This is a genomic window from Ruegeria sp. BK1 (genome assembly GCF_056535645.1).
Genome location: NZ_JBQFIS010000001.1, coordinates 1645169 through 1668757, shown reverse-complemented (window position 1 = coordinate 1668757; position 23589 = coordinate 1645169). Strand labels below are relative to the sequence as shown.

At 60.3% G+C, this 23589-nt stretch carries 26 protein-coding genes; 13 read left to right on the top strand and 13 right to left on the bottom strand.

The genetic code is table 11. The features are described 5' to 3' along the window. The first annotated feature begins 159 nt into the window (after positions 1 to 159). The 7 genes from ACR3E7_RS08330 (at position 160) to upp (ending at position 6516) form a co-directional block, all read left to right on the top strand. On the top strand, positions 160 to 843 hold the full coding sequence (locus ACR3E7_RS08330; protein ID WP_480502695.1) for a hypothetical protein: 684 nt from the start codon (positions 160 to 162) through the stop codon (positions 841 to 843). Next, positions 818 to 1909: a cupin domain-containing protein gene (locus ACR3E7_RS08325; RefSeq protein ID WP_480502694.1), complete on the top strand. Its 1092-nt coding sequence runs from the start codon at positions 818 to 820 to the stop codon at positions 1907 to 1909. Before ACR3E7_RS08330 ends, ACR3E7_RS08325 begins: the two co-directional genes overlap by 26 nt. Before the next feature lie 89 nt (positions 1910 to 1998). Next, positions 1999 to 2385: a cytidine deaminase gene (locus ACR3E7_RS08320; RefSeq protein ID WP_170788962.1), complete on the top strand. Its 387-nt coding sequence runs from the start codon at positions 1999 to 2001 to the stop codon at positions 2383 to 2385. 3 nt (positions 2386 to 2388) lie between these two features. Then, positions 2389 to 3696 (top strand): thymidine phosphorylase, encoded by a 1308-nt coding sequence (locus ACR3E7_RS08315; RefSeq protein WP_480502693.1) that lies wholly within the window; start codon positions 2389 to 2391, stop codon positions 3694 to 3696. After that, complete coding sequence (locus tag ACR3E7_RS08310) at positions 3693 to 4904, top strand: phosphopentomutase (RefSeq protein WP_480502692.1); 1212 nt, start codon at positions 3693 to 3695, stop codon at positions 4902 to 4904. Before ACR3E7_RS08315 ends, ACR3E7_RS08310 begins: the two co-directional genes overlap by 4 nt. Then, positions 4901 to 5887, top strand: coding sequence for an adenosine deaminase (locus tag ACR3E7_RS08305; protein WP_480502691.1), 987 nt, complete (start codon positions 4901 to 4903; stop codon positions 5885 to 5887). Before ACR3E7_RS08310 ends, ACR3E7_RS08305 begins: the two co-directional genes overlap by 4 nt. Continuing rightward, positions 5884 to 6516 (top strand): uracil phosphoribosyltransferase, encoded by a 633-nt coding sequence (gene upp / locus ACR3E7_RS08300; protein ID WP_480502690.1) that lies wholly within the window; start codon positions 5884 to 5886, stop codon positions 6514 to 6516. Before ACR3E7_RS08305 ends, upp begins: the two co-directional genes overlap by 4 nt. A 6-nt stretch (positions 6517 to 6522) precedes the next feature. Here upp and ACR3E7_RS08295 read toward each other — a convergent pair whose 3' ends face one another. Then, positions 6523 to 7536, bottom strand: coding sequence for a hypothetical protein (locus ACR3E7_RS08295; protein WP_480502892.1), 1014 nt, complete (start codon positions 7534 to 7536; stop codon positions 6523 to 6525). Positions 7537 to 7691: 155 nt separating this feature from the next. Between ACR3E7_RS08295 and ACR3E7_RS08290 the strand changes: the two genes are divergently transcribed. Further along, on the top strand, positions 7692 to 8627 hold the full coding sequence (locus tag ACR3E7_RS08290; RefSeq protein WP_480502689.1) for a DMT family transporter: 936 nt from the start codon (positions 7692 to 7694) through the stop codon (positions 8625 to 8627). Then, positions 8624 to 9271: a sulfotransferase family 2 domain-containing protein gene (locus ACR3E7_RS08285; RefSeq protein ID WP_480502688.1), complete on the top strand. Its 648-nt coding sequence runs from the start codon at positions 8624 to 8626 to the stop codon at positions 9269 to 9271. The genes ACR3E7_RS08290 and ACR3E7_RS08285 overlap by 4 nt, the downstream gene beginning before the upstream one ends. 79 nt (positions 9272 to 9350) lie before the next feature. On the opposite strand, the gene ACR3E7_RS08280 is transcribed toward ACR3E7_RS08285, so the two are convergent. The 8 genes from ACR3E7_RS08280 to ACR3E7_RS08245 all read right to left on the bottom strand — a co-directional run bounded on the left by ACR3E7_RS08280 (position 9351) and on the right by ACR3E7_RS08245 (position 17352). Next, positions 9351 to 11552: a 3-hydroxyacyl-CoA dehydrogenase NAD-binding domain-containing protein gene (locus ACR3E7_RS08280; RefSeq protein WP_480502687.1), complete on the bottom strand. Its 2202-nt coding sequence runs from the start codon at positions 11550 to 11552 to the stop codon at positions 9351 to 9353. Further along, positions 11545 to 12033 carry a cupin domain-containing protein gene (locus tag ACR3E7_RS08275; protein WP_170782755.1) on the bottom strand — a complete coding sequence of 163 codons (489 nt, stop codon included), beginning with the start codon at positions 12031 to 12033 and terminating at the stop codon, positions 11545 to 11547. Before ACR3E7_RS08275 ends, ACR3E7_RS08280 begins: the two co-directional genes overlap by 8 nt. Continuing rightward, positions 12033 to 13244 carry an acetyl-CoA C-acetyltransferase gene (locus ACR3E7_RS08270; protein WP_480502686.1) on the bottom strand — a complete coding sequence of 404 codons (1212 nt, stop codon included), beginning with the start codon at positions 13242 to 13244 and terminating at the stop codon, positions 12033 to 12035. The genes ACR3E7_RS08275 and ACR3E7_RS08270 overlap by 1 nt, the downstream gene beginning before the upstream one ends. A gap of 11 nt (positions 13245 to 13255) precedes the next feature. Next, positions 13256 to 13894 carry a glutathione S-transferase family protein gene (locus ACR3E7_RS08265; protein ID WP_480502685.1) on the bottom strand — a complete coding sequence of 213 codons (639 nt, stop codon included), beginning with the start codon at positions 13892 to 13894 and terminating at the stop codon, positions 13256 to 13258. Positions 13895 to 14210: 316 nt separating this feature from the next. Then, complete coding sequence (locus ACR3E7_RS08260; RefSeq protein ID WP_170770159.1) at positions 14211 to 14423, bottom strand: hypothetical protein; 213 nt, start codon at positions 14421 to 14423, stop codon at positions 14211 to 14213. 54 nt (positions 14424 to 14477) lie between these two features. Then, positions 14478 to 16259 (bottom strand): acyl-CoA dehydrogenase C-terminal domain-containing protein, encoded by a 1782-nt coding sequence (locus ACR3E7_RS08255; RefSeq protein ID WP_480502684.1) that lies wholly within the window; start codon positions 16257 to 16259, stop codon positions 14478 to 14480. A gap of 46 nt (positions 16260 to 16305) precedes the next feature. Then, the gene (locus ACR3E7_RS08250; RefSeq protein ID WP_170770163.1) at positions 16306 to 16707 is read right to left on the bottom strand and encodes a MerR family transcriptional regulator; all 402 of its coding nucleotides are present in this window, start codon (positions 16705 to 16707) and stop codon (positions 16306 to 16308) included. A gap of 276 nt (positions 16708 to 16983) precedes the next feature. Then, positions 16984 to 17352: a MerR family transcriptional regulator gene (locus tag ACR3E7_RS08245; RefSeq protein WP_170770165.1), complete on the bottom strand. Its 369-nt coding sequence runs from the start codon at positions 17350 to 17352 to the stop codon at positions 16984 to 16986. A 113-nt stretch (positions 17353 to 17465) separates the two neighbouring features. Here ACR3E7_RS08245 and ACR3E7_RS08240 point away from each other — a divergent pair, with 113 nt between their 5' ends. The 3 genes from ACR3E7_RS08240 to ACR3E7_RS08230 are packed head-to-tail and all read left to right on the top strand — an operon-like array spanning position 17466 to position 19725. Next, positions 17466 to 17885, top strand: a complete 420-nt coding sequence (locus tag ACR3E7_RS08240) for a PaaI family thioesterase (protein WP_170770167.1) — start codon at positions 17466 to 17468, stop codon at positions 17883 to 17885. Beyond that, entirely contained in the window at positions 17885 to 18403 is a 519-nt protein-coding gene (locus tag ACR3E7_RS08235) for a PaaI family thioesterase (protein WP_170782752.1), read from the top strand. The genes ACR3E7_RS08240 and ACR3E7_RS08235 overlap by 1 nt, the downstream gene beginning before the upstream one ends. A gap of 5 nt (positions 18404 to 18408) precedes the next feature. Then, the gene (locus ACR3E7_RS08230) at positions 18409 to 19725 is read left to right on the top strand and encodes an MATE family efflux transporter (RefSeq protein WP_170788952.1); all 1317 of its coding nucleotides are present in this window, start codon (positions 18409 to 18411) and stop codon (positions 19723 to 19725) included. On the opposite strand, the gene arsC is transcribed toward ACR3E7_RS08230, so the two are convergent. Genes arsC through ACR3E7_RS08210 form a run of 4 tightly spaced genes read right to left on the bottom strand, consistent with a single transcriptional unit; the run spans position 19722 to position 21881 of the window. Next, positions 19722 to 20063, bottom strand: a complete 342-nt coding sequence (arsC, locus tag ACR3E7_RS08225) for an arsenate reductase (glutaredoxin) (protein ID WP_480502683.1) — start codon at positions 20061 to 20063, stop codon at positions 19722 to 19724. The genes ACR3E7_RS08230 and arsC overlap by 4 nt on opposite strands. Beyond that, positions 20060 to 21118, bottom strand: a complete 1059-nt coding sequence (locus tag ACR3E7_RS08220) for a quinone-dependent dihydroorotate dehydrogenase (protein WP_480502682.1) — start codon at positions 21116 to 21118, stop codon at positions 20060 to 20062. Before ACR3E7_RS08220 ends, arsC begins: the two co-directional genes overlap by 4 nt. Further along, entirely contained in the window at positions 21115 to 21546 is a 432-nt protein-coding gene (locus ACR3E7_RS08215; RefSeq protein WP_480502681.1) for a DUF1330 domain-containing protein, read from the bottom strand. The genes ACR3E7_RS08220 and ACR3E7_RS08215 overlap by 4 nt, the downstream gene beginning before the upstream one ends. Further along, the gene (locus ACR3E7_RS08210) at positions 21543 to 21881 is read right to left on the bottom strand and encodes a DUF952 domain-containing protein (RefSeq protein ID WP_170770179.1); all 339 of its coding nucleotides are present in this window, start codon (positions 21879 to 21881) and stop codon (positions 21543 to 21545) included. Before ACR3E7_RS08210 ends, ACR3E7_RS08215 begins: the two co-directional genes overlap by 4 nt. Positions 21882 to 21989: 108 nt before the next feature. On the opposite strand from ACR3E7_RS08210, the gene ACR3E7_RS08205 reads away from it, so the two are divergent. Beyond that, positions 21990 to 23567, top strand: coding sequence for a bifunctional metallophosphatase/5'-nucleotidase (locus tag ACR3E7_RS08205; protein WP_170788949.1), 1578 nt, complete (start codon positions 21990 to 21992; stop codon positions 23565 to 23567). Positions 23568 to 23589 lie beyond the last annotated feature (22 nt).

The following is a 23589-nucleotide window of genomic DNA, read 5'->3' as shown; positions in this document are numbered from 1 at the left end:
GGTTGATCGTTAAACCATTTTCCGAGGCTTGGCTACGTTGCGTCATTTCATTGTGGGTTTCCGACCTCATGGGGGTGCTGGTTGAATTCTGCCACGAAACATTTACGGTCTGCCGCGTTCGTAAACACCAATGAATACGCGCAGTGATGAAGGTCTGATATGAGCTTGAAAGACGAACGCAACCCCGGCTTGGTCCTGCACGGATCGTTCGGTGTGCAATCCATGGGGCTACGGGCGGTGCTGGCTGTGATGGCCTGGATTCTGGTCGTGATTTCGATCTGGCCTGTTCAGGCTTCGGCCTTCAACCAAGAAGGCGGGCTGATCGAAACCGGATCGGCATTCGCGCTGATGATGGCTGGGGTGATTGCGCTTTATCGCTATCGTGGCGTGTCGCGTTTGTATATTGGCGTTGTCTGTCTTCTGCTGGCCGAGCGCGAGCTTGAGGCAGATATCTACGCCATTGGCACTTGGCAGCATACGATCCTCAGCGGGTTGGATACAGCGCTGGACATGACCCTTGTGCGTTTGGTGCTGGTTGCAATCGTGCTTGGCGGGCTGGTCTGGCATGGCATTCCGTCTGGCTGGCGCGCGTTCAAAGCCCGCGCGCCTTTTTTGCTGGTGTTTTTCCTGGCGGGCATGTCGGCGGTGGTCGCGCAACTGCTCGAAGAGGTGTCCGGGATGATGGGTTCGGATATTTCGCAAACCATGATGCTGCGCCTGTTTGTGCTCGAAGAAACGCTTGAGATGTTCTTTTCGATTGGCATTCTGGCCGCTGTTCTGATCGGATGGCCGAAAGCCAAGACCGAAGAGACAGTGAATGACCAACAACCAGACCAAAGCTGAGATTCGCCTGCCCACGCAGGAGCTGCGCGACGATATCCCGTTTTATACCAAGGTGCTGGGGATGCGGATGGATATGATTTATCCCGCCGATGATCCTCGGGTGGCGGTGTTTTCCGGCCACGGGCTGCGGCTGCGGATTGAAAAGGACGCGTCGGAAAGCCCCGGCACGTTGCGCATCCTGACCGATGACCCCGATAGCTTTGCCGACGGGCAGCGCAGCCTAGTGGCCCCGAACGGCACAAAGGTCGAGATTGATGAGTTGAATCCGCCCATGGTCATGCCCGACACCGTCCATTCCTTCGTGGTGCGCAGGCTCAAGGATCAGGCCCCGTGGATCATTGGCCGTGCCGGGATGCATTACCGCGATCTGGTGCCCGACCGGCTGGGCGGGTCCATCATTGCTAGCCATATCCGCATTCCCTACGGTGGACCGGTGCCGGACATGGTGCATTTCCACAAGGTCGGGTTCCAACTGATCTTCTGCATCCACGGCTGGGTGGATGTGGTCTATGAGGATCAAGGCGAAAAGATGCGCCTGACGGCGGGTGATTGCTTTATCCAGCCACCCGAAATCCGTCACCGCGTGCTTGAGGCATCGGACAATGTGCAGGTGATCGAGATCGGCGTGCCTGCCGAGCACGTCACCGAGATTGATCACGATATGGACCTGCCCACCCCGCACCACCGCCCCGATCGTGAATGGCAGGGGCAGAAGTTCGTCTTCAATCAGGCCGAGGGCGCGGATTGGGTGCCGTTCCGCCTGCCGGGCTATATCTGCCGCGACACAACCATTGCCGAAAACACCAAGGGCGTGGCCGGGGTGCAGGTGGTGCGCAAAGGGCAGGGTGATCCGCGATGGGCCGCCCATGACACCGATATCCATTTCACCTTTGTCATGAACGGCGCGGTCACACTTGAGGGTGAAGGGCGTGAGCCGTACCCGCTGGAACAGGGCGACGCTTTTGTGATCCCTCCGGGGATGCGGACGCGCCTGTCGGACCCGTCGGATGACGTGGAGCTGCTTGAGGTCACACTGCCCGGTACGTTCAATACGCGGCTGGGATAAGAATTGCGGCGTGCGGGGCTTCACCTTGGCGCGCCGTTTCACTAGAACAGTATTTTTCTGACCAGATGATCAAAAATCGGGGAATCGCCATGAACCTGAAAGACACAGCCCTCTTAGTTCGCGAAAACGCATATGCACCCTATTCGAACTTCAAGGTCGGGGCGGCGGTCCGGTCGGCAAGCGGCACCGTCTATTCCGGCTGCAACGTGGAAAACGTGGCCTATCCCGAAGGTACCTGCGCTGAAGCAGGGGCGATTGCCGCCATGGTCGCCGCAGGCGAGCAGGAACTGACCGAGGTTTATGTGGTTGCCTCATCGCCTCAGCCCGTGCCGCCCTGCGGGGGGTGCCGTCAGAAACTGGCCGAGTTCGGCAAGCGCGAGGTCAAGGTGACGCTGGCCTCGGTCGAAGGGGCTGAGATGGAGACCACCATCGGCGATCTGCTGCCGGGGGCCTTTGGTGCCTCGCATATGGAGTGAGCCATGGACGCCCGTTCGATCAACGCCAAGCTGCGCCGGGGTCAGGTGCCCACGGCCGAGGAGTTGCGCTGGTTCGCGCAAGGTCTGGCCGATGGCGGCGTTAGTGACGCGCAGGCCGGTGCCTTTGCCATGGCCGTTTGTATGGGCGGTCTGGGCGTGCAGGGCCGCGCTGACCTGACGGTTGCAATGCGCGACAGTGGCGACGTTCTGACATGGGACGTGGATGGCCCGGTGATCGACAAGCACTCGACCGGCGGGGTGGGCGACAGCGTCAGCCTCGTGCTTGCGCCTGCACTGGCCGAGATGGGGGCTTATGTCCCGATGATCTCGGGTCGTGGGTTGGGCCATACCGGCGGGACGCTGGACAAGCTCGAGTCGATTCCGGGCGTGACCACTCAGATCAGCGAAGATCGTCTGGCGCAGATCTTGCGCGAAACGGGTGCCGCCATCGTTGGCGCAACGGGGCAGATCGCCCCTGCGGACAAGCGGCTATATGCAATCCGCGATGTGACGGCGACGGTCGAAAGCCTCGACCTGATCACCGCCTCGATCCTGTCCAAGAAACTGGCCGCCAGCCCTGATGCTCTGGTGCTGGATGTCAAGGTGGGCAGCGGCGCGTTTATGAAAACCCACGAAGATGCACGCAATCTAGCACAGGCCCTAACCCAGACCGCGAATGCTGCGGGATGCCGCACCTCGGCGGTGATCACGGATATGAACCAACCTCTGGCTCCGGCGCTGGGCAACGCGTTAGAGATCTGCGAGGTCATGAAGGCCATGACCAACGGGCACAATTCGCCCTTGGCCGAAATCTCGGCAGAATTGGGTGGCGTGCTGCTGGTGGATGCCGGGATGTGCGCAACCGTGGATGAAGGTCGCGAGAAACTGGCCGAAATTATCCGCTCTGGCCGCGCGGCCGAAAGGTTCGGGCGCATGATGGCCGCCGTTGGCGCGCCACTGCGTTTCGTCGACAACTGGTCGCGGTACTTGCCCGAGGCCAGCGTGATCCTTGAAGTCCCTGCGCCAAGTGCGGGCTATGTGACCGCGATGGACGGTGAGGCGCTGGGTCTGGCCGTTGTCGCGCTGGGCGGTGGGCGGCAAGTTGAGAGCGACCTGATTGACCCTGCCGTTGGCATCTCGGACATCGTGCGGCTGGGTGACAAGCTGGACAAGGGTGCGCCGTTGGCCGTGATCCACGCCGCCCGCGAAGACGCGGCGCAACAGGCGGCGCAGGCCGTCCTGCAAGCGATCAGTCTCGGGCCGGCCAGCCCCGCGCTGCCGGGGATCGTGCATGAAAGGATCACCGCATGACCCGCGCGTTTCTGGTCGTGATGGACTCGGTCGGCATCGGCGGCGCGCCGGATGCGGATCAGTTTTTCAACGGCACGGTGCCCGATACCGGGGCCAACACGCTGGCCCATATCGCACAGGCCTGTGCCGAGGGGCAGGCCGAGGATGACCGCTCGGGTCCGCTGCACCTGCCCAATCTGGATGCGTTGGGGTTAGGGGCGGCGACCCGTTTGGCCTCGGGCGCGGGTACGCCGGGGCTGCGGGCGGAACCGACCGGCCTATGGGGCTGCGCGCGGGAACATTCGCCGGGCAAGGACACGCCCTCGGGCCATTGGGAACTGGCGGGGCTGCCGGTGCCATGGGATTGGCACTATTTTCCGGACACGCGCCCGTCTTTCCCCGCCGATCTAAGCCGCGCTGCGGCGCAGGCTGCGGGAACCGATGGCATACTGGGCAATTGCCACGCCTCTGGCACGGCGATCATCGCCGATCTGGGCGCCGAACATCTGCGCACCGGCTGGCCGATTTGCTACACATCCGCCGACAGCGTGTTCCAGATAGCGGCGCATGAGGAACATTTCGGCCTCGACCGCTTGTTGGAAATGTGCCGAACTCTGGCCCCGCGCTTGCACGAGATGAAAGTGGGCCGGGTCATCGCGCGGCCATTCTTGGGCACGCCAGAACAAGGCTTTACGCGCACCACCAACCGCAAGGATTTCGCAATCCTGCCACCTGCGCCGGTTCTGACCAACTGGGCGCAGGATGCCGGGCGGCGCGTGCATGCGGTGGGCAAGATCGGCGATATCTTCTCGATGCAGGGGATCGACACGCTGCGCAAAGGCTCGGATGCGGACCTAATGCGCCACCTCTCCGATCTGGTCGACGAGGCGGAAGAGGGCAGCCTGACCTTCGCCAATTTCGTGGAGTTCGACAGCCTCTACGGCCACCGCCGCGACATCAGCGGCTATGCGCGCGCGCTGGAATGGTTCGACCGTGAGATCGGCGCAATCATCGCCCACCTGCGCCCCGGCGACCTGATGCTGCTGACCGCCGACCACGGCAATGACCCCAGCTGGATCGGCACCGACCATACTCGGGAACAGGTTCCGGTGCTGATCGCCGGGCGAGGCGCGGGTCAGATCGGCGCGGTCAATTTCGCCGACATTGCGGCCAGCATCGCACATCACCTGAACATCCCGGCACATGGGCCGGGGCGGAGTTTCCTATGAGCGTTGCAGACCTTCCCAAAATCGAATTGCACCTGCACCACGAAGGCGCGGCCCCGCCCGCCTTTATCCGGCAGTTGGCCCATGAAAAGCGCATCGACCTGAGCGGGATTTTCAAGCCCGACGGTAGTTATGATTTCCGCGACTTCGCGCATTTCCTCAGCGTGTATGAGGCCGCCTGCGAAGTGCTGAAATCGCCCGAGGATTTCCGCCGCCTGACACTGGCCATCCTCGAAGAAAGCGCGGCGAACGGAGTGGTCTATTCGGAAACCTTCCTCAGCCCCGATTTCTGCGGCGGCGGAGACCTGCACGCTTGGCGTGACTACCTGACCGCCATTCAGGACGCGGCGGATGAGGCGGAACGAAAATACGACATCACCTTGCGCGGCGTCGTGACCTGCGTGCGCCATTTCGGTCCTGAAAAGGCTAAACTCAGCGCCTATTGCGCGGCGGAAACGGCGGGCGAGTGGATCACTGGGTTTGGTATGGGTGGCAATGAATCCGTGGGCGCTCAGGGCGACTACGCATGGGCCTTCGATTGCGCGCGCGAGGCGGGTTTGCGATTGACGACACATGCCGGAGAGTTCGGCGGCCCCGAAAGCGTACGCGATGCCATTCGCGATCTGGGCGTGGAGCGTGTGGGCCATGGCGTACGCGCCATCGAAGACCCTGACCTGATCCGCGAGATCATCGACCGCGACATCACGTTTGAAGTCTGCCCCGGCTCAAATGTGGTACTGGGGCTTTTCCCCGAATTCGCGGCCCATCCGATTGCAAAACTGCGGGATGCCGGTGTCAAAGTCACGGTTTCCACCGATGACCCTCCGTTTTTCCACACTACAATGCGGCGGGAATATGAGATGCTGGCGCAAGCCTTCGGCTGGCAGGCCGAGGATTTCGCGGCCCTGAATGAAAACGCCCTTGCGGCCGCCTTTTGCGATGACAAGACCCGTGAACGGGTCAAGACAAGACTGGAGAGAACATGAGCGAACACCTGACCGTCGTTGACCATCCGCTGGTGCAGCACAAACTGACGCTCATGCGGGACAAGGGCACTTCGACCGCCGAATTTCGGCAGTTGCTGCGTGAGATCACGCTGCTGCTGGCTTATGAGATCACGCGCGAAATGCCGTTGACCACCCGTCACATTGAAACCCCGATGGAGGAAATGGACGCCCCTATCCTGGCGGGCAAGAAACTGGCGCTGGTGTCGATCCTGCGCGCAGGCAACGGCATGCTGGACGGGGTGCTGGAGCTGATCCCTTCGGCCCGTGTGGGTTTTGTCGGCCTCTACCGCGATGAGGAAACGCTCAAGCCCGTGCAGTATTACTTCAAAGCGCCCGAAGAGTTGAAGGACCGTCTGGTCATTGCCGTTGATCCGATGCTGGCCACCGGCAACAGTTCAGCCGCGGCGATAGATCTGCTGAAGGAGGCTGGCGCCACTGATATTCGCTTCCTTTGCTTGTTGGCCGCGCCCGAAGGGGTCGCACGCATGAAAGAGGCGCACCCGGATGTGCATATCGTCACGGCCTCGCTGGATCGCGAGCTGAATTCCAAGGGCTATATCATGCCGGGGCTGGGCGATGCGGGCGACCGGATGTTTGGCACCAAGTAAGCTGGTCTAGCCGCCGCAAATATTCTGTAGCCGGACCCAATCGCGGTCCGGCAGAACCTGCTGCTGAGGACGTCCGGCCATGGGATCAGCCTCGATCAACCCCAGGACGGTTTCGCCGGTCACATCCAAAGCATAGGAAAACGGGGTCGAGGGCAAGGCGGTCTGCGCGAACATCTCCAGCAACGCGTCATCAGGTAGGGACGGGCGGGGTTCAGACAGAACCTCTTCGGTATAGGCATCGACGATGCCCGGTGTCAGCTCTCCGGTTGTCAGCAGGCGAAAGGCGGTTGCAGCACCTGTGCGGTTCAGCAGATCGTCCAGCGGGTCCTGTGCCTGTGACCGGGCGCGTTCGGCGACGATATAGCCGGCGGCGACCGAAGGGTCCTCGTGATCTTCGACCAACGCGCGGTTTAGCAGGATAATGCCGCCCGGCAGGCTGAGGCTCGTTTGCACGCCCGCAGGCAGGATAACCACTTCACGCACACCGGTACGTGTGGCCAACTGTTTCAGCGCGTCCTGTGCGTCGACCGAGGCGCAGGCGCGGCCTGACACGCGCTCGATCCGTTCAAGAATTGCGTCGCCGATATCGTGGCGTTTGATCTCGGGCAGCACCGAGACCACGTGGTTTTGCACGGCGGCGGGCACCCAGAACACCAAAAGGGCCACGACGGCGGCGGCAACACCGGCGACGCTGAGCCAGCGCAATCGCCCCGGATGCGGACGGCTGCGGTCAATGGCCCGTTGCAGGCGGTCGATTGCCTCGATCATGGTGGTCTCGGTTTCGGCCAGCTCCAGCGTTTCGTCCGGGTCGCCATCGGGGTTGTATATAGCTGGATACGCGCCGGGGTTCTGCCGCTCCAACGCAGCCAGCGACCAATGGGTCAGCGCGTTGTCGTTGAAATCCGAGATTGTCATCGTGGCTTCGCCAATCGACACCACGACCTCGCGCCGCTGCACATCGGGCGATGGGCGCCACAGACCGGTTGCTTCGATCCGTTGGTACTGTTTAAGGGCCGTCATCACGGGTGAGGTCTGCTCATTCTTGATTGGCGGCAGTTTAGCACGCAAAAATCCAGCGGCGCAAACCTGTTGCGCGATGTCGGGGAATTGTGCTGGATGTGACGACGCATCCGGGCGCAGGCGTGCCCCGGTCGGTTTCTGCAATAGGGTCAAACATGTCGTCTGGTGCGCAAACTTCTCCGATCCTGGCCTCGGTTCTGATGGTCAGCGCAATGGCGATCATCGGGGTGATCGACAACGTAGTGATCCTGCTGGCCGACACGGTCGGGCTGTGGCAGTTCCACCTGAGCCGGTCCACCCTGATGCTGCCGCTGATCATCGGCTTGTCCTTGTTGGGATTCGGGCGCTTGCGTCCCGTCCGGCCGGGTCCGGTGATGCTACGCAGTGTGCTGATCACGCTGGCCATGCTGTTCTATTTCACCTCGCTGGCGCTGATGCCGATTGCGCAGGCGCTGGCAGGTCTGTTCACCTCTCCGATTTTCGTGCTGCTGATTTCGACGCTTGCAATGGGGCAGAGGATCGGGCCTTGGCGCATTCTGGCCGTCCTACTGGGGTTCGCTGGGATTCTATGCGTGCTGCAACCCAATCCGCAGGATTTTGATGCCCGCACCCTACTGCCGGTGGCCGGAGGGCTGTTCTATGCCCTCAGCGCCATCATCACGCGCAGCCATTGCGCGGGTGAAAGCACAGTCGCGCTGTTGGCGGCGATGGTGATCACACTGGGGTTGACGGGATTGATCGGAGTGGGGGTTCTAACCCTCTTCCCCATGATATCGCCCCCAGGGCCCGACGGGTTTGTCACGCGTGGCTGGGTGTGGCAGATGCAAGACGCTGTGCCATGGATCATCGTGCAGGCTGTAGGGTCAACAATCGCGGTTTTCATGCTGATCAAAGCCTATCAGGTAGGCGAGCCATCCTATGTTGCAGTGTTCGAATACTCGGTCATGATTTTCGGCCCCCTGTTTGCGTGGGTCGCCTTTGGTCAGTCCATCGGGCTGATGCAGATCGGAGGGATTGGTCTGATCGCGACCGCCGGAGCGCTGCTGGGCTGGCGGGCCGGTCGCGCGCCCGCCGAGCGGGCGGCGGCATGATCATCTCAAATGGCCGTAGATACGTGTTTGTCCACATCCCCAAAACCGGGGGAACGTCGCTGTCTCTGGCGTTAGAGGCGCGGGCTATGAAGGATGATATCCTTATAGGCGATACGCCCAAGGCCCTACGGCGGCGCAAGCGGCAGAAGGCTTTGACAGGCGTTGGCGCTTTGACGAAACACGCACCGCTTTCTGCGCTGGACGGATTGATGACGCCGGATGCGTTGCGCGGCGTGTTCACGTTCACGCTGGTGCGCAACCCTTGGGACAGGATGGTCAGCTACTATCATTGGCTCAGAACCCAAAAGTTTGACCACCGGGATGTCACCTTGGCGCAAACCCTTTCATTTCAGGATTTCGTCTTGCACCCGCAGATTGCACGATCCTTCGCAGCCAATCCCGCAAGGCGCTATATGACGCTGACCGACGGAACCGAACATTGCAGTGCTTTCATCCGGCTGGAGTATTTTGACCGAGACGCCGCCCCGCTAATCGACCATTTGGGATTTCGGGTGGCATTGCCCCTGAGCAACAGGTCCGAGCGGGCGCCGGATTATCGCAGTTACTATTGCGACAAGACACGTGCGGCTGTGGCCGAGGCTTGCGCCGAGGATGTCGACAGGTTTGGGTATCGCTTTGATTAGCAGTACGTTCCGTTTGGAATCTTGAAAAAGTGCAAATGGGAAAGCTGGCGCAGGGGGGCTGCGCCAGCTTCTTTGACTTTTAGGCCGCTTTGGCTTCGGGGTCGAAACGCCCGTAGAAGCTTTGACCCTTCTCCGCCATTTCCCGCAGCAGCGGCGGGCAGGTGAAGCGTTCACCGTAGGCTTCGGTCAACTGATCGCAACGTTCAGCCGCATAAGGTGTGCCGATGATGTCCAGCCAGCTCAGCGGGCCACCGGACCACGGCGCAAAGCCCCAACCCAGGATGGCGCCCACATCGCCTTCGCGGATGTCTTCCAGAACACCTTCCTCCAACGCGCGGACAGCTTCCAACACCTGCGCGAACATCAGGCGTTCCTGTACTTCGATCAGGTCGGGCTGCTCTTCGGCATGCGGGTATTTCTCGGCCAGGCCGGTCCAGTATGCGACGCGTTTGCCCTTTTCGTCATAGTCGAAGAAGCCTGCATTGGCCTTGCGGCCCAGACGGCCTTCGCCTTCCATCCAGAAGATCAGGTCATCGGCGGGGCTTTCGGGATAGGCGTTGCCCATCGCAGCTTTGGTCGCCCGCGCGATCTTGGCACCCAGATCAATCGAGGTTTCGTCATTCAACTGGATCGGCCCTACGGGGAAGCCCAGCTGACGCGCGGCATTGTCGATCAGCACCGGGCTGACGCCTTCGGTGATCATCCGTAGACCTTCGTTGATGTAAGGGATGATGCAGCGGTTGGCGTAGAAGAAGCGTGCATCGTTGACCACAATCGGCGTCTTGCGGATCTGGCGCACATAGTCCAACGCCTTGGCAACCGCACGATCGCCGGTTTCCTTGCCCTTGATGATCTCAACCAGGAACATCTTCTCAACCGGCGAGAAAAAGTGAATGCCTATGAACTGTTCGGGCCGAACGCTGGCCTTGGCCAGATCGGTGATCGGCAGGGTCGAGGTGTTCGAGGCAAAAATGCAATCCTCGGGGATGATCGCCTCGACCTTTTGGGTCATCTCGGCCTTGACGGAAGGGTCTTCGAACACGGCTTCGATGATCAGGTCGCAGCCTTTCAGGTGGTCCAGATCGGGCGTTGCGGTGATGCGCGACAACATCGCCTGTTTCTTGTCTTCGGTGACTTTGCCGCGCTTCATGCCCTTGTCCAGATAAGCCTCGGTATAGGCTTTGCCTTTATCAGCAGCCGCCTGATCACGATCGACCAGAACAACCTCCATCCCGGCCTGGGCCGAGACCAGCGCGATGCCCGCACCCATCATGCCCGCACCCAGAACGCCGATCTTCTTGACCGACTGATCCGGCACACCGGCTGGACGTACTGCGCCTTTCTCAAGCGCTTCTTTGTTCAGGAACAGCGACCGGATCATGGCACCCGAGGACGGGTTCATCAGGACTGAGGTGAACCAGCGCGCTTCGATCTTCAGCGCGGTGTCGAAGTCAACCAGAGCCCCCTCATAAACTGCACTCAGCAACGCCTTGGCCGCCGGGAAGGCGCCTTGGGTCTTGCCGTGTACCATCGCCGAGGCGCCAACGAAGTTCATGAAACCTGCAGGGTGGTACGGCGCACCGCCGGGCATTTTATAGCCCTTGGCATCCCACGGCTTGACCAGATCGGTGTCTTTCGCGTTCAGCACCCATTCCTTTGCGGCTGCCACCGGATCTGTAGCGATCTCATCGATATAGCCTGCGCCTTTGGCCTTTTTGACGTCCAGCATCTTGCCTTCCAGCAGCAGCGGTGCCGCTGCAATCGCGCCCACCTTGCGGACCATCCGCGTGGTGCCGCCCGCGCCGGGGAAGATGCCGACCATGATCTCGGGCAGGCCATATTTCGCCTTGGGGTTCTCGGCAGCGAAAATGCGATGCGTGGACAGAGGCAACTCCATGCCGATGCCTGCGGCAGTGCCGGGCAGGGCGGTTGCGATCGGCTTGCCGCCTTTCTTGGTCTTGGGGTCCATGCCTGCCAGCTCGATCTTGCGCAGAAGGGCGTGCATTTGCATCGTGCCCTCAAACAGACCTTTGGCCGGGTTGTCGCCTGCCTGTTCCTTCATCACGGCCAGCAGGTTCAGGTCCATGCCGCCCGCAAACGACCCTTCTTTGCCCGAGGTCAGGACGATCCCCTTGACCTCCTCATCCGCCAGCGCTTGATCGATCAGGTCGCTCAGCTGGGCCAGCCCGTCAAAGGACATTACGTTCATCGTCTTACCTGGAACGTCCCAGGTGATCGTGGCGACGCCGTCTGCGTCTTTGGTCAGAGTGAAATCAGTCATTGTCATCTCCAATCTGGTCAGCCGTCAGCGGGCTGCCGTCTTTCCGGGTGAAGGCCTCGCCGTCGGCGTCATCCTTCACCATCATGTCGATATCGCTGTAAAAGCCGGTCTCGGTCGGGGTCCGCGTGCCCACCACCAGAAAGGTCGCGGGCGCGTTGGTTTTGTTCACAAGGTGGTGGCCGTTGGGCTCACCTGCGGGCCAGGCCGCGCAGTCACCGGGCTGCATCTCATGCTCACCATCGTCGTCGATCAATGTGCAGGTGCCGGAAAGCACAATGGCGAACTCGTCCTGCTCCATGTGGTAGTGCCGCAGCGAGGACATCCCCGCAGGCTCCAACCGTACGATGTTGACCCCGTATTGGGTCAGACCGCCCGTATCCCCCAGCCGCTGAACGAAACGACCTGCGGTCGCCTCGGCCAGCTTACCGGGATAAGACGATCCCCCAATAAACGGGATCTGAGAGAGATCCAGCTTGGGCATCAGACCCGCTCGATGATAGTCGCGGCACCCATGCCCGACGCGATGCAGAGCGTGGCCAGGCCGGTTTCTTTGTCCTGACGCTCCAGTTCGTCCAGCAGGGTGCCGATGATCATCGCGCCGGTTGCACCCAACGGGTGACCCATCGCGATCGAGCCGCCGTTGACGTTCACCAGCTCGGGGTCCACATCAAATGCCTGCTGGAACCGCAGTACGACCGACGCGAAGGCTTCGTTCACTTCGAACAGGTTGAAATCCGAAATCTGCATGCCGTTGTCGGCCAGGATTTTCTGGGTCACCGGAACCGGGCCTGTCAGCATGATCGTCGGGTCCAGACCGATCTTGGCGGTGGCTTTGATACGCGCGCGCGGCTTGATGCCGTGCTTCTCACCGAATTCCTTGTTGCCGATCAGAACGGCCGCTGCCCCGTCCACGATGCCCGAGCTGTTGCCCGCGTGGTGGATGTGGTTGATCTTTTCCAGGTGCGGGTATTTCAGCAGGGCGACCTTGTCGAAGCCCGGCATCTGCTCGCCCATCATCTGGAAGGCTGGGTTCAGGCTGCCGAGGCTCTGCATGTCAGTGCCGGGGCGCATGTATTCGTCGCGGTCCAGAATGGTCAGGCCGTTGCGGTCCTTGACCGGAATGATCGATTTTTCAAAGCGGCCTTCGTCCCAGGCTTGCGCCGCGCGGCGCTGCGATTCCATCGCCAACTGGTCCGCCTGATCGCGGCTGAAGCCGTATTCGGTGGCGATGATGTCCGAGGAAATCCCCTGCGGTACAAAATAGGTATCCATCGCCAGGGTAGGGTCAACGGCAATAGCTGCGCCGTCCGATCCCATGGGTACACGGCCCATCATCTCGACGCCGCCGGCGATATAGCCGTCACCGGCACCGCCTTTGATCTGGTTTGCGGCCAGGTTCACGGCTTCCATGCCGGAAGCGCAGAAGCGGTTGATGGCCAGACCCGGGATCGATTCATCCAGATCCGAGGCCAGCACGGCCGAGCGCGCCAAACAACCGCCTTGCTCCATCACCTGCGTGACGTTGCCCCAGATCACGTCCTCGACGGCGTGACCTTCCAGGTTGTTGCGCTCTTTCATGGCGTTAAGGGCGACGGCGGACAGTCGCACCGAGGTTACCTCGTGCAGGCTGCCATCCTTGCGGCCCTTGCCACGCGGGGTGCGCAGGGCGTCATAGATATAGGCTTCGGTCATGGGTCTTCTCCTCAAGCTCGATCCGACGGATTGCCGGGCATCAGGTCATAGGGGTGTTTCCAGCCGGGCTGTTCGCTGAGGCGCGTCAGCCAGGCGTCGATATGGGGCCAGTCGGCACGGTCAAAGCCGAATGGTTCAGGGTAGTACAGGTATCCGCAGCAGCTGAGGTCGGCGTTGGTCACGCCGTCGCCCACGATCCAGTCGCGGCCCTCAAGGTGGGTATTCAGAATTTCGTAAGCGGCCTTCAGGCGTCCTTGGTTGAACGCAATGACATCTGGGTTGCGGTGCTCTTCGGGCAGGAAATTGCACAAAAACCGGGTCATCCCCGCATTCGAGCTGAGCTTGTGATTGTCCCACAGGACCCAGCGAAAGATATCGTAGTTTTCGTCGCGGTCCTTGCCACCGAACTTGCCTGACTTTTCAGTGATATAAGCCTGAATGGCCCCGGATTGGCTTGTGCGAAAATCGCCATCGGTCAGGACTGGCACCTCGCCCATTTCATTGACCTCGGCGCGATATTCGGGGGTGCGCGATACGCCTTTGAAAAAGTCCACAAAAACGGGTTCCCATTCCAGGCCCGACATCTCAAGCGCAAGCGCGGCTTTGTAAGAATTTCCGCTTTCTCCGAAGCAATGCAGTTTGATGGTCATGTGCGCGCCCCTCCCGTGGCTTGTGCGGCTATGTCGATATTTCCGAATTTTTGAAGAGAAGAAGTCCGCAGAGTTTTCCCTTCTCCGTAACGGTTCTTTAACGTCAAAGCGGCCTTTTCATGCGTGCGGTACAGGCTGCCGAGCCGATGTCCGCACGATGAAAAGCCTCGCCGTCCTGACTGCGTGCCCAAAGGTGCGATCATAACCCGGATGGCGGGGGGGAAGCGTGCGTTTGCCTTCTTCTCGCTCCAAATACGTCCGCCGGAGGCGGACAGAGTATCTGCGATTCGCCAAAGTTGTCTGGTCCCCGCATCATTCACCGTTTTCGCGCCTCTAGTTCCGAGTTGAAGATGCGCAACTTGTGCGTCAGGTTGTCGTGATCAATCACGCTGTTGAAATTTTCGAATAGAAACGACAGAGCCTCACCTTCATCCAACCCGGCTTCGGCAGCGAAACCGCGCAGTTTGCGATAGCCATCTTCGGTCATTGCAACCGGAAACCGGCGGGTCAGGCGAAAGCGTTTGGGCATGTCGGTCCTTTGCGAAGTCCGGCTGCAAGACAAAATCCTGCAGCCGGTTTTGGATCAGAAGTTCGCCGCATCCAGAGCCATGACAGTGTCAGCACCGGTCTGGATACGCGCCAGATGCAGGCCGGTGGCCGGCAGGCGACGCGCCATGTAGAACTGGCCGGTGGCAATCTTTGTCTGGTAGAACTCGGTATCCGACGCCCCGCCGTCAAGGGCCGCATAGGCTGCTTTTGCCATTTGCGCCCACATCAAGCCCAGGCAGACATGGCCGAACATGTGCATGAAGTCGTTCGAACCAGCCAGTGCGTGGTTGGGGTTCTTTGCACCGTTCTGCATGAAGTACATGCCAGCCGCCTGCAGATCCTTGGACGCCGCCTTGAGCGGTTCGATGAACGCCTTGTCAAAGGCTTCGTTCTGGCCACCGTTTTCCTTGCAGAAATTCTTGACGATGTCGAAGAAGGCCATGACGTGCTTGCCGCCATCGGTAGCAAGCTTACGACCCACCAGATCCAGCGCCTGAACGCCGTTTGCGCCTTCGTAGATCATGGCGATACGGGCGTCGCGGGTGTATTGCGACATGCCCCATTCCTCGATGTAGCCGTGGCCGCCGTAAACCTGCTGAGCTTTGACAGTCATGTCATAGCCTTCGTCAGTCAGGAAACCTTTGATGACCGGCGTCAGCAGCGAGATCAGGCCGTCTGCATCTGCATCGCCAGAACGATGTGCTTGGTCGATCAGTGTGGCACCCCACAAGATGAAGGCACGCGCACCTTCGGTAAAGCTTTTCTGATCCATCAGGCTACGGCGAATATCGGGGTGGACGATCAGCGGATCGGCCGGGCCATCGGGGTTTTTCGCTCCGGTCACGTCACGGCCCTGCAGGCGGTCCTTGGCGTATTCGACAGCGTTCTGATAGGCGGCCTCGGCTTGTGCCAGACCTTGCATACCCACACCCAGACGCGCTTCGTTCATCATGGTGAACATGGCGCGCATACCTTTGTGCAGATCGCCCAGCAAAAAGCCGGTGGCTTCGTCATAGTTCATCACACAGGTCGAGTTGCCGTGGATGCCCATTTTCTCTTCGACCTTGCCGACCGAAACGCCGTTGCGTTCGCCCAGCGAGCCGTCTTCGTTGACCATGAACTTGGGCACGATGAACAGCGAGACACCCTTGATGCCCTCGGGGCCGCCGGGGATTTTGGCCAGAACCAGGTGGATGATGTTGTCGGCCATGTCGTGATCACCGGCCGAGATAAAGATCTTCTGACCTGACACCTTATAGCTGCCGTCGTCCTGCGGTTCAGCCTTGGTGCGCATCAGGCCCAGATCGGTGCCGCAATGCGGTTCGGTCAGGTTCATGGTGCCGGTCCATTCACAGCTGACCATGTTGGGCAGATAGGTGGCCTTCTGCTCGTCGGTGCCGTGGGCGAGAATGGCCGAAGCCGCGCCGTGGGTCAGACCCTGATACATGGTGAAGGCTTGGTTGGCGGACTGAAAGAACTCGCCCACCGCGCTACCCAGGACATAAGGCATGTTCTGACCGCCGAATTCCTCGGGCATATCCAAGCCGGTCCAGCCGCCTTCTTTCATCTGCTCGAAACCGTCTTTGAAGCCGGTCGGCGTGTAGACGACTCCGTTTTCGTGGCGCACACCTTCGGTGTCACCCACAACGTTCAGCGGGTGCAGGACGTTTGTTGCGATTTTGCCGGCTTCCTCAAGAACGGCACCGGTGAATTCGGCTTCCAATTCGTCGTAACCGGGGGTTTTCGATCCCGAAACGTTGAGGACTTCGTGCAGAATGAACTGCATGTCTTTTGTTGGCGCGTTATAGACGGGCATAAGAAGCTCCCTTTAATCTCAAATGTCCGGAGGTGGGGCCGCAGGGCTACTCGGCGGCTTTCTTTTCGTTCTTCATCGAGGCGATCACTTTCTCGCCCCAACGCAACTGTTCCTTCAGATCGTCGATGGCCTGCGTCAGTTCTTCGCGGCGGGCCTCCATATCGGTCAGACGCTCGCGGGCGATCTCAAACGTGCGGGTCATCTGCGTCATCTGCTGATCCCCCACATGATACAGATCCAGAAGTTGCCGGATTTCTTCTAGGCTAAAGCCAAAGCGCTTGCCGCGCAGAATCAGTTTCAGGCGCGCCCGGTCGCGTTTGGTGAACAGGCGTTTTTGCCCCTCGCGGATCGGGAACAAAAGTTCTTTGGCCTCGTAAAACCGCAATGTGCGCGGCGTGACGTCATAGGTCTCGCACATTTCACGAATGGTCATCAGATCTTCGGTCATGGTTTCAGCACTCTTGTCACTGGCGTCTATCAAGTACAGTTGCGCAGTCGATGCGCCACTTACAACACGGAGATGACGTTCACGTAATGCAAACGCTACGTCACAACTTTAGTTGACGTAACTTCCGTTTGCGTCAAGTCCGTTTGAGGGTGAAATCCCCAACGTCACGTCACGTCATTTTAAGATTTCGACAGCTGGCCAACACCCAATTGAAACGGGAATTGCAACAGCAATCCCTTTTGCGGGGCTTCAAGAGGGCCGCAATAGGCGTTGAGGTCAATCCAGCGACCTGGCGGTCTGATCGCGCATGGTTTTCAGAGCGTCGATCGCCTCATCCAGTTGCTGCTTTTGCTTGTGTAGTTCAACTAATTGGACATCGGCCAAGTCGACAAAAGCCTTCATCTGCGCCTGGTTGCCCTGATCTTCGTATATCAGCAGCCATTGGCGGATGTCTTCCAAGGGAAAGCCGTATTTGCGCCCCCGCATTATCAGCGTCATGCGGGCGCACTCGCGTGGACCATAGAATCGCGCACGGCCTTCGCGGTCGGGTTGCAACAGCTCGATATACTCATAATAGCGCAGGGTGCGCGGTGTCACATCGAACTGGGCGCACATCTCTTTGAATGACAAACGGTCGTCGGGCATTCCTGATCTCCTCTGGCGCAGCCTATGACCTACGCCTGACAAGCGCAACAGGTGGGCTTGCTCTTTTGCGGGCCACGCGCTCATAAAGGGAGAAACCAAGAAGGTACAAATAGATGGTCGACAAAGCTGCTATCGCGCGTCAGTTCATCGAGGCGATCCCACATGCCAGGGCGCTGGGCATGACGCTGACTGAAATCGGTAACGGAGAGGCTGCGATTACAATGCCCTACAACGTGGAATTGGTGGGCGATCCGCGCACTGGGGTCATCCATGGCGGCGCTGTATTTGCCGTTCTGGACACCTGTTGCGGCGCCGCTGTCATGAGCCACCCGTCCGCGCCCGGTGGAACGGCGACCATCGATTTGCGTATCGATTATATGCGCGCAGCAACTCCGGGTCAGACCATCACCACGCGCGCGACCTGCTACCACATCACCCGTAACGTGGCCTTCGTACGCGCGACCGCGATGGACGAAAATCAGGACCTGCCGGTGGCTACGGCCTCGGGCTCTTTCACGGTGGAGGGACTCTGATGGCGCGCAAACGTCCCGAACCCGTGCAAGTGGTCAAACAGCGCCGGGACGCGGCGCTGAACGCGATTGTCGATGGAGTGCCTTATATCCGATTCATGGATTTCAGCTTTGACCGGCGTGGGGACGAACTGACCGGGGTGTTGAACTATGACGAAAAGCTCATCGGAAATCCGATCCTTCCCGCCCTGCATGGGGGCGTCACCGCAGCCTTCCTTGAGGTCACGGCCGTGATCACCTTGAGTTGGGAGTATTTCCTCCCCAGCATCGAGAGCGGTGAGCTGGATGCCGAGCAGATCGCGCGGGATGAGACGATCCGCTTTCCCAAAACCGTGGATTTCACGGTCGACTATCTGCGATCCGGTCTGCCGCGCGATGCCTATGCGCGGGCTATCATCAGCCGGTCGGGGCGTCGCTATGCCTCGGTCCGGGTCGAAGCATGGCAGGACAATCATGCGCGCCCCTTTGCGCAGGCCACGGGTCATTTCCTGATGCCACAACCTATGACCAAGGGTAGCTAGCATCCATGCAGGACGCCTCGGCGCCAATAACGCATGGACGGGTGCTGAAGATTGCCCTTCCTATCGTGTTGTCAAACGCCACCGTTCCGATTTTGGGCGCGGTCGATACCGGCGTTGTGGGCCAGATGGGGCAGGCGGCCCCCATCGGAGCCGTCGGCATGGGCGCGGTGATCCTGTCAGCGATTTACTGGATTTTCGGGTTCTTGCGCATGGGCACGACCGGTCTTGCAGCGCAGGCGCGCGGCGCAGGCGATACAGCCGAGACCGGTGCGCTGTTGATGCGCGGCCTACTGCTGGGCGGTGCCGCTGGTCTTGTATTCATCGCTACGCAAGTATGGGTGTTCTGGGGGGCCTTCGCGCTGTCCCCGGCCAGTCCCGAGGTCGAGTCCCTGACTCGCGCATACCTTGAAATTCGGATCTGGGGGGCGCCGGCGACAATAGCGCTTTATGCCGTGACCGGCTGGTTGATAGCAATCGAACGCACGCGCGGCGTGTTCCTGCTTCAGATCTGGATGAACGGGCTGAACATCCTGTTAGACCTTTGGTTTGTTCTGGGACTGGGCTGGGGTGTCGAAGGCGTCGCCATCGCCACTTTGATCGCCGAGTGGACTGGTCTGGCGTTGGGTCTGTGGCTGTGTCGCAGCGCGTTCGGCGGCAATCAGTGGCGCGACTGGCCCCGCATATTCAACGCCGCGCGTTTGCGTCGGATGGTGCAGGTGAATGCGGATATCATGATCCGGTCGGTCCTGTTGACGGGCTCATTCACCACCTTCCTGTTTGTGGGGTCCGATCTGGGCGATGTTAATCTGGCGGCCAATCAGGTCCTACTGCAGTTTCTGGAGATCACGGCTTTTGCGCTGGACGGATTCGCCTTTTCAGCCGAGGCGCTGGTGGGCGGCGCAGTGGGTGCGCGGGACCGGTATCAAGTGCGGCGGGCTTCGGTCTTGGCATCGCAGTGGGGTGTGGGCGGAGCCTTTGCCTTGGGCGCAGTGTTTTACCTTGCCGGGCCTGCGCTGATCGACCTGATGTCCACCTCGCCCGAGGTTCGTCTGGCTGCGCGAGAATACCTGATCTGGGCGGCGCTGGCCCCGGTGATCGGGGTGGCAAGCTGGATGTTTGACGGCATCTATATCGGGGCAACCTGGACGCGGGATATGCGCAACGCGATGATCCAGTCGGTTGCGATCTATGTGGTCGCCCTGTTCTTACTGGTGCCGACGCTGGGCAATCACGGCCTTTGGGCCGCGTTGATGGTTCTGAACATTGCGCGGGGATTGACCTTGGGATGGCGTTATCCCCGGCTTGAGGCTCAGATCGCTTAAAGCAGGTCCAGCAGTTTCTCGGGCGGGCGTCCGATGGCGGCCTTGTCGCCATTGATCGCCAGAGGGCGCTCGATCAGGATCGGGCGTTTCGCCATGGCCGTGATCAATGCGTTCTCTGACGTGGTTTTGGTCAGCCCGAGTTCCTTGAACTGTTTCTCCCCTGTCCGCATCATGTCGATGGCGGGTACGTTCAAAAGGGCCAGTGTTGCGCGCAACTCATCCGCCGAGGGGGCGTCTTCAAGGTACTTCCGCACCTCGACCTGCGCGCCTTTTTCCTCAAGCAACGCCAGTCCCGCGCGGGATTTGGAACAGCGGGGGTTGTGCCAATATTCGATCATAACCAGTCCTCACGTTTACTGCCCACAGCCTGTGCGACAGTGTCGAACCCGTCGCGCGCCAGAAGTTTATCCAACCCCTGCACGATCTCAGCGGCCAATGAGATGCCGCCATAAACCATCGCCGTGTAGAACTGCACGGCAGAGGCTCCGGCGCAAATCTTGGCATAGGCCTGTTCCGCCGTGCTGATCCCACCAACACCGATCAGAGGGATTTGACCTTCTGTCAACTGGCTCAGCCGGGCTAATACGCGGGTGGATTTCTCGAACAGAGGTGCGCCGGACAGACCTCCGGCCTGATCCTTATGCACACTTCGCAGCCCGTCGCGGGACAGGGTGGTATTGGTGGCGATCACCGCATCCACGCCGGTTTCCCGAGCGACATCAGCAATGTCTTGCAATTCGCCTTCGGTCAGATCGGGGGCGATCTTCAGGAAGACAGGCAGGGGACGGGGCAGGGCATCGCGGGTTTCGATCACTCCGCCTAGCAACGCACTGAGCGCAGCCTTGCCCTGCAGGTCGCGCAGTTTCTCGGTGTTAGGGGACGAGACATTGACCGTCGCGAAATCCAGATGTGCCGCGCAATGGGCCAGCACCTTGGCAAAATCGCCGGGGCGGTCGTCGCTGTCCTTGTTCGCACCCAGGTTCAGGCCGATCACAGCGTCTTTGGGGCGATCCGCCAGACGAGTGGCCATGACCTCCATGCCTTCGTTGTTGAAGCCAAAGCGGTTGATGGCGGCCTTGTCTTCGGACAGGCGAAACAGGCGTGGTTTGGGGTTACCGGGCTGCGGGCGTGGGGTCACGGCACCGACCTCGATAAACCCGAAGCCCACGCGGGACAGAGGTGTCAGAACCTCGCCGTTCTTGTCGAACCCAGCGGCCAGCCCAACCGGGTTGGGCAGATCAAGCCCAGCCACCTGTGTGCGCAACCGGGACGAGGTCACAGGACCGGGCGCGGGGGCTAGCCCCGCTTTCAACGCCTTGATCGACATCCCATGCGCGGCTTCCGGATCCATCCGGTGCAGGGCGGCAAGGCCCAGTTTCTCGGTCAGTTTCATCCGAAGCTCTCTCTGCCTTGGGTCGGCGCGCAACGGATAAGCCGCGACGTGTCCACCGCTGCCTGACGATGCACGACCGCTTTTTGGTAATCCGGGTCCGTGACCATTTCCATGAACGCATGAGCGGTGGGATAGCTGGCGATAAAGACTGCGTCCCAAACCTCGTCCTGCGGGCCGATCAGGGTTGTTTGAAACGCGCCGCTCCATAGAATATGTGCGCCGATACGAGCGATGATCGGGGCGGTGTCGCTCCCGTAGTTGCGATAGGCCTGCGCGCCGGTCAGACCGGCAGCGGCCAGATCGTGGTCATCCGGGTACGCGGCCTTGGCGCGGAATTTCACCAGATTAAGCATCTCGATCGGATGATCGCGGTCCAGATCCTTGAACGCCGCGAACTGAGCACGCTCAGGGTCGATGTAGCGGGTCATTCCATCTCCTCGGGGAACTGGTGGGCCTGTCCGTCAAAAGGCAAAGGCTTGGCCCAATGCACATCCGTCATCCTGATCTGCCGGTAGAGATGCGGAAACAGCGCGCCCCCGCGCGAGACCTCCCATTTCAGGTCGTCGCCCATCGCGTCGGCGTCGCAGGCCAACAGGGTCAGACCGTCGATCCCGGCGAAATGCTTGGCCGCTGTCTCGGCTGCTTGCTCGGCCGTCGAAAAATGGACATAGCCATCCGCCACATCAATCGGAGCACCATCCGTCGCCCCATCGGACTGCAACGCGGCCCATTCGTCGGCCCGGAAAATCTTGTAAATCAGCATGGGGCCGTGATGCCCCGCACGGCGGGTAGAATCAAGCTGGATTTCCCCCTTTGACTCTTTGCGCAGCACGGCGCACGATCACGACAAATAACAATTGGGAGTTTGAACATGTTCACCCGCTTACTGACATCGGTCGCCGTTCTGGGCCTGACAGCAGGCATGGCCGCAGCCGAATATAAGCTGACGATCCTGCATACCAACGATTTCCACGCCCGGTTCGAGCCGATCAACAAATATGACAGCGGCTGTAGCGCTGAAGACAATGCCGAAGGCGAGTGCTTTGGTGGCTCGGCCCGTTTGGTAACGGCAGTGAACGATGCCCGTGGCCGTGCCGAGAACTCGATCCTTGTGGATGGCGGAGACCAATTTCAGGGGTCCCTGTTCTATACCTATTACAAGGGCAAGGTCGCGGCTGAGTTCATGAACAAGCTGGGTTATGACGCGATGACCGTGGGCAACCACGAATTCGACGACGGGCCCGAGGTTCTGCGCGGTTTCATCGACTCGGTCGATTTTCCAGTGCTGATGTCGAACGCCGATGTCAAAGACGAAGAGCTGCTGACCGACAAGATCAAGAAATCGACCGTGATTGAAGTGGGCGGCGAGAAGATCGGCCTGATCGGCCTGACCCCGGAAGACACCCATGATCTGGCCTCACCCGGCCCGAACATAACCTTTTCGGACCCGGTCCCGGCGGTGCAGGCCGAAGTTGACAGACTGACCGGCGAGGGGGTGAACAAGATCATCGTACTCAGCCATTCGGGCTTTGGCGTGGACCAACGCGTGGCCAGTGAAACAACCGGTGTCGATGTGATCGTGGGGGGACATTCCAACACGTATCTGTCCAACGTCTCGGACAAGGCGGCGGGTCCCTATCCAACCGTGGTGAACGGGGTTCAGATCGTTCAGGCCTATGCCTATGGCAAATTCCTTGGCGAGCTGAACGTGACCTTCGATGACGACGGCAATGTGGTCGAGGCCGCGGGTGAGCCGCTGATCATGGACAACACTGTGACCGAGGATCAGTCGGCGCTGGATCGCATCGCGGAACTGGCCGTGCCGCTGGACGAGATTCGCAACAAGGTTGTGGCAAGTGCTGCTGACGCGATTGAGGGCGACCGCGCTGTCTGCCGAGTGCAAGAATGCCAGATGGGCAATCTTGTAGCCGATGCCATGCTGGCCCGTGTTGCCGATCAGGGTGTGCAGATTGCAATTGCAAACTCGGGTGGTTTGCGTGCCTCGATTGATCCGGGTGACGTGACCATGGGCGAAGTGCTGACCGTGCTGCCGTTCCAGAACACGCTCTCGACCTTCCAGATCAGCGGTCAGGGCGTCATTGATGCGCTGGAAAACGGTGTGAGCCAGGTGGAAGAGGTTAAGGGCCGTTTCCCGCAAGTGGCCGGTATGACTTTCACATGGGATCCTGCGGTTGCGCCGAACGAAGGGCGTATCAGCGATGTGATGGTAGCCAAGGATGGGGGCTTTGTGCCGATTGACCCGGCGGCGACCTATCTTGTCGTGACCAACAACTATGTCCGTAATGGCGGCGACGGCTATGACATGTTCGAAGGCGATGACAAGAACGCCTATGATTATGGCCCGGACCTGGCTGACGTGACGGCCGAATATCTGGCCGCCAACGCGCCGTACACCCCGTATCTGGACGGGCGCATTAAGCAGAAATGACACCTTAGGTGCAGAAAACTGA

Bases quoted from the DNA above. Each gene is read 5' to 3' on its own strand.
- ACR3E7_RS08280 (WP_480502687.1), bottom strand. From the start codon at position 11,552: ATGACTGATTTCACTCTGACCAAAGACGCAGACGGCGTCGCCACGATC.
- ACR3E7_RS08285 (WP_480502688.1), top strand. From the start codon at position 8,624: ATGATCATCTCAAATGGCCGTAGATACGTGTTTGTCCACATCCCCAAA.
- ACR3E7_RS08255 (WP_480502684.1), bottom strand. From the start codon at position 16,259: ATGCCCGTCTATAACGCGCCAACAAAAGACATGCAGTTCATTCTGCAC.
- ACR3E7_RS08235 (WP_170782752.1), top strand. From the start codon at position 17,885: ATGGCGCGCAAACGTCCCGAACCCGTGCAAGTGGTCAAACAGCGCCGG.
- ACR3E7_RS08310 (WP_480502692.1), top strand. From the start codon at position 3,693: ATGACCCGCGCGTTTCTGGTCGTGATGGACTCGGTCGGCATCGGCGGC.
- ACR3E7_RS08245 (WP_170770165.1), bottom strand. From the start codon at position 17,352: ATGCCCGACGACCGTTTGTCATTCAAAGAGATGTGCGCCCAGTTCGAT.
- ACR3E7_RS08315 (WP_480502693.1), top strand. From the start codon at position 2,389: ATGGACGCCCGTTCGATCAACGCCAAGCTGCGCCGGGGTCAGGTGCCC.
- ACR3E7_RS08320 (WP_170788962.1), top strand. From the start codon at position 1,999: ATGAACCTGAAAGACACAGCCCTCTTAGTTCGCGAAAACGCATATGCA.
- ACR3E7_RS08220 (WP_480502682.1), bottom strand. From the start codon at position 21,118: ATGAAACTGACCGAGAAACTGGGCCTTGCCGCCCTGCACCGGATGGAT.
- ACR3E7_RS08265 (WP_480502685.1), bottom strand. From the start codon at position 13,894: ATGACCATCAAACTGCATTGCTTCGGAGAAAGCGGAAATTCTTACAAA.
- ACR3E7_RS08290 (WP_480502689.1), top strand. From the start codon at position 7,692: ATGTCGTCTGGTGCGCAAACTTCTCCGATCCTGGCCTCGGTTCTGATG.
- ACR3E7_RS08230 (WP_170788952.1), top strand. From the start codon at position 18,409: ATGCAGGACGCCTCGGCGCCAATAACGCATGGACGGGTGCTGAAGATT.
- upp (WP_480502690.1), top strand. From the start codon at position 5,884: ATGAGCGAACACCTGACCGTCGTTGACCATCCGCTGGTGCAGCACAAA.
- ACR3E7_RS08205 (WP_170788949.1), top strand. From the start codon at position 21,990: ATGTTCACCCGCTTACTGACATCGGTCGCCGTTCTGGGCCTGACAGCA.
- ACR3E7_RS08270 (WP_480502686.1), bottom strand. From the start codon at position 13,244: ATGACCGAAGCCTATATCTATGACGCCCTGCGCACCCCGCGTGGCAAG.
- ACR3E7_RS08250 (WP_170770163.1), bottom strand. From the start codon at position 16,707: ATGACCGAAGATCTGATGACCATTCGTGAAATGTGCGAGACCTATGAC.
- ACR3E7_RS08305 (WP_480502691.1), top strand. From the start codon at position 4,901: ATGAGCGTTGCAGACCTTCCCAAAATCGAATTGCACCTGCACCACGAA.
- ACR3E7_RS08260 (WP_170770159.1), bottom strand. From the start codon at position 14,423: ATGCCCAAACGCTTTCGCCTGACCCGCCGGTTTCCGGTTGCAATGACC.
- arsC (WP_480502683.1), bottom strand. From the start codon at position 20,063: ATGATCGAATATTGGCACAACCCCCGCTGTTCCAAATCCCGCGCGGGA.
- ACR3E7_RS08330 (WP_480502695.1), top strand. From the start codon at position 160: ATGAGCTTGAAAGACGAACGCAACCCCGGCTTGGTCCTGCACGGATCG.
- ACR3E7_RS08295 (WP_480502892.1), bottom strand. From the start codon at position 7,536: ATGACGGCCCTTAAACAGTACCAACGGATCGAAGCAACCGGTCTGTGG.
- ACR3E7_RS08240 (WP_170770167.1), top strand. From the start codon at position 17,466: ATGGTCGACAAAGCTGCTATCGCGCGTCAGTTCATCGAGGCGATCCCA.
- ACR3E7_RS08325 (WP_480502694.1), top strand. From the start codon at position 818: ATGACCAACAACCAGACCAAAGCTGAGATTCGCCTGCCCACGCAGGAG.
- ACR3E7_RS08210 (WP_170770179.1), bottom strand. From the start codon at position 21,881: ATGCTGATTTACAAGATTTTCCGGGCCGACGAATGGGCCGCGTTGCAG.
- ACR3E7_RS08215 (WP_480502681.1), bottom strand. From the start codon at position 21,546: ATGACCCGCTACATCGACCCTGAGCGTGCTCAGTTCGCGGCGTTCAAG.
- ACR3E7_RS08275 (WP_170782755.1), bottom strand. From the start codon at position 12,033: ATGCCCAAGCTGGATCTCTCTCAGATCCCGTTTATTGGGGGATCGTCT.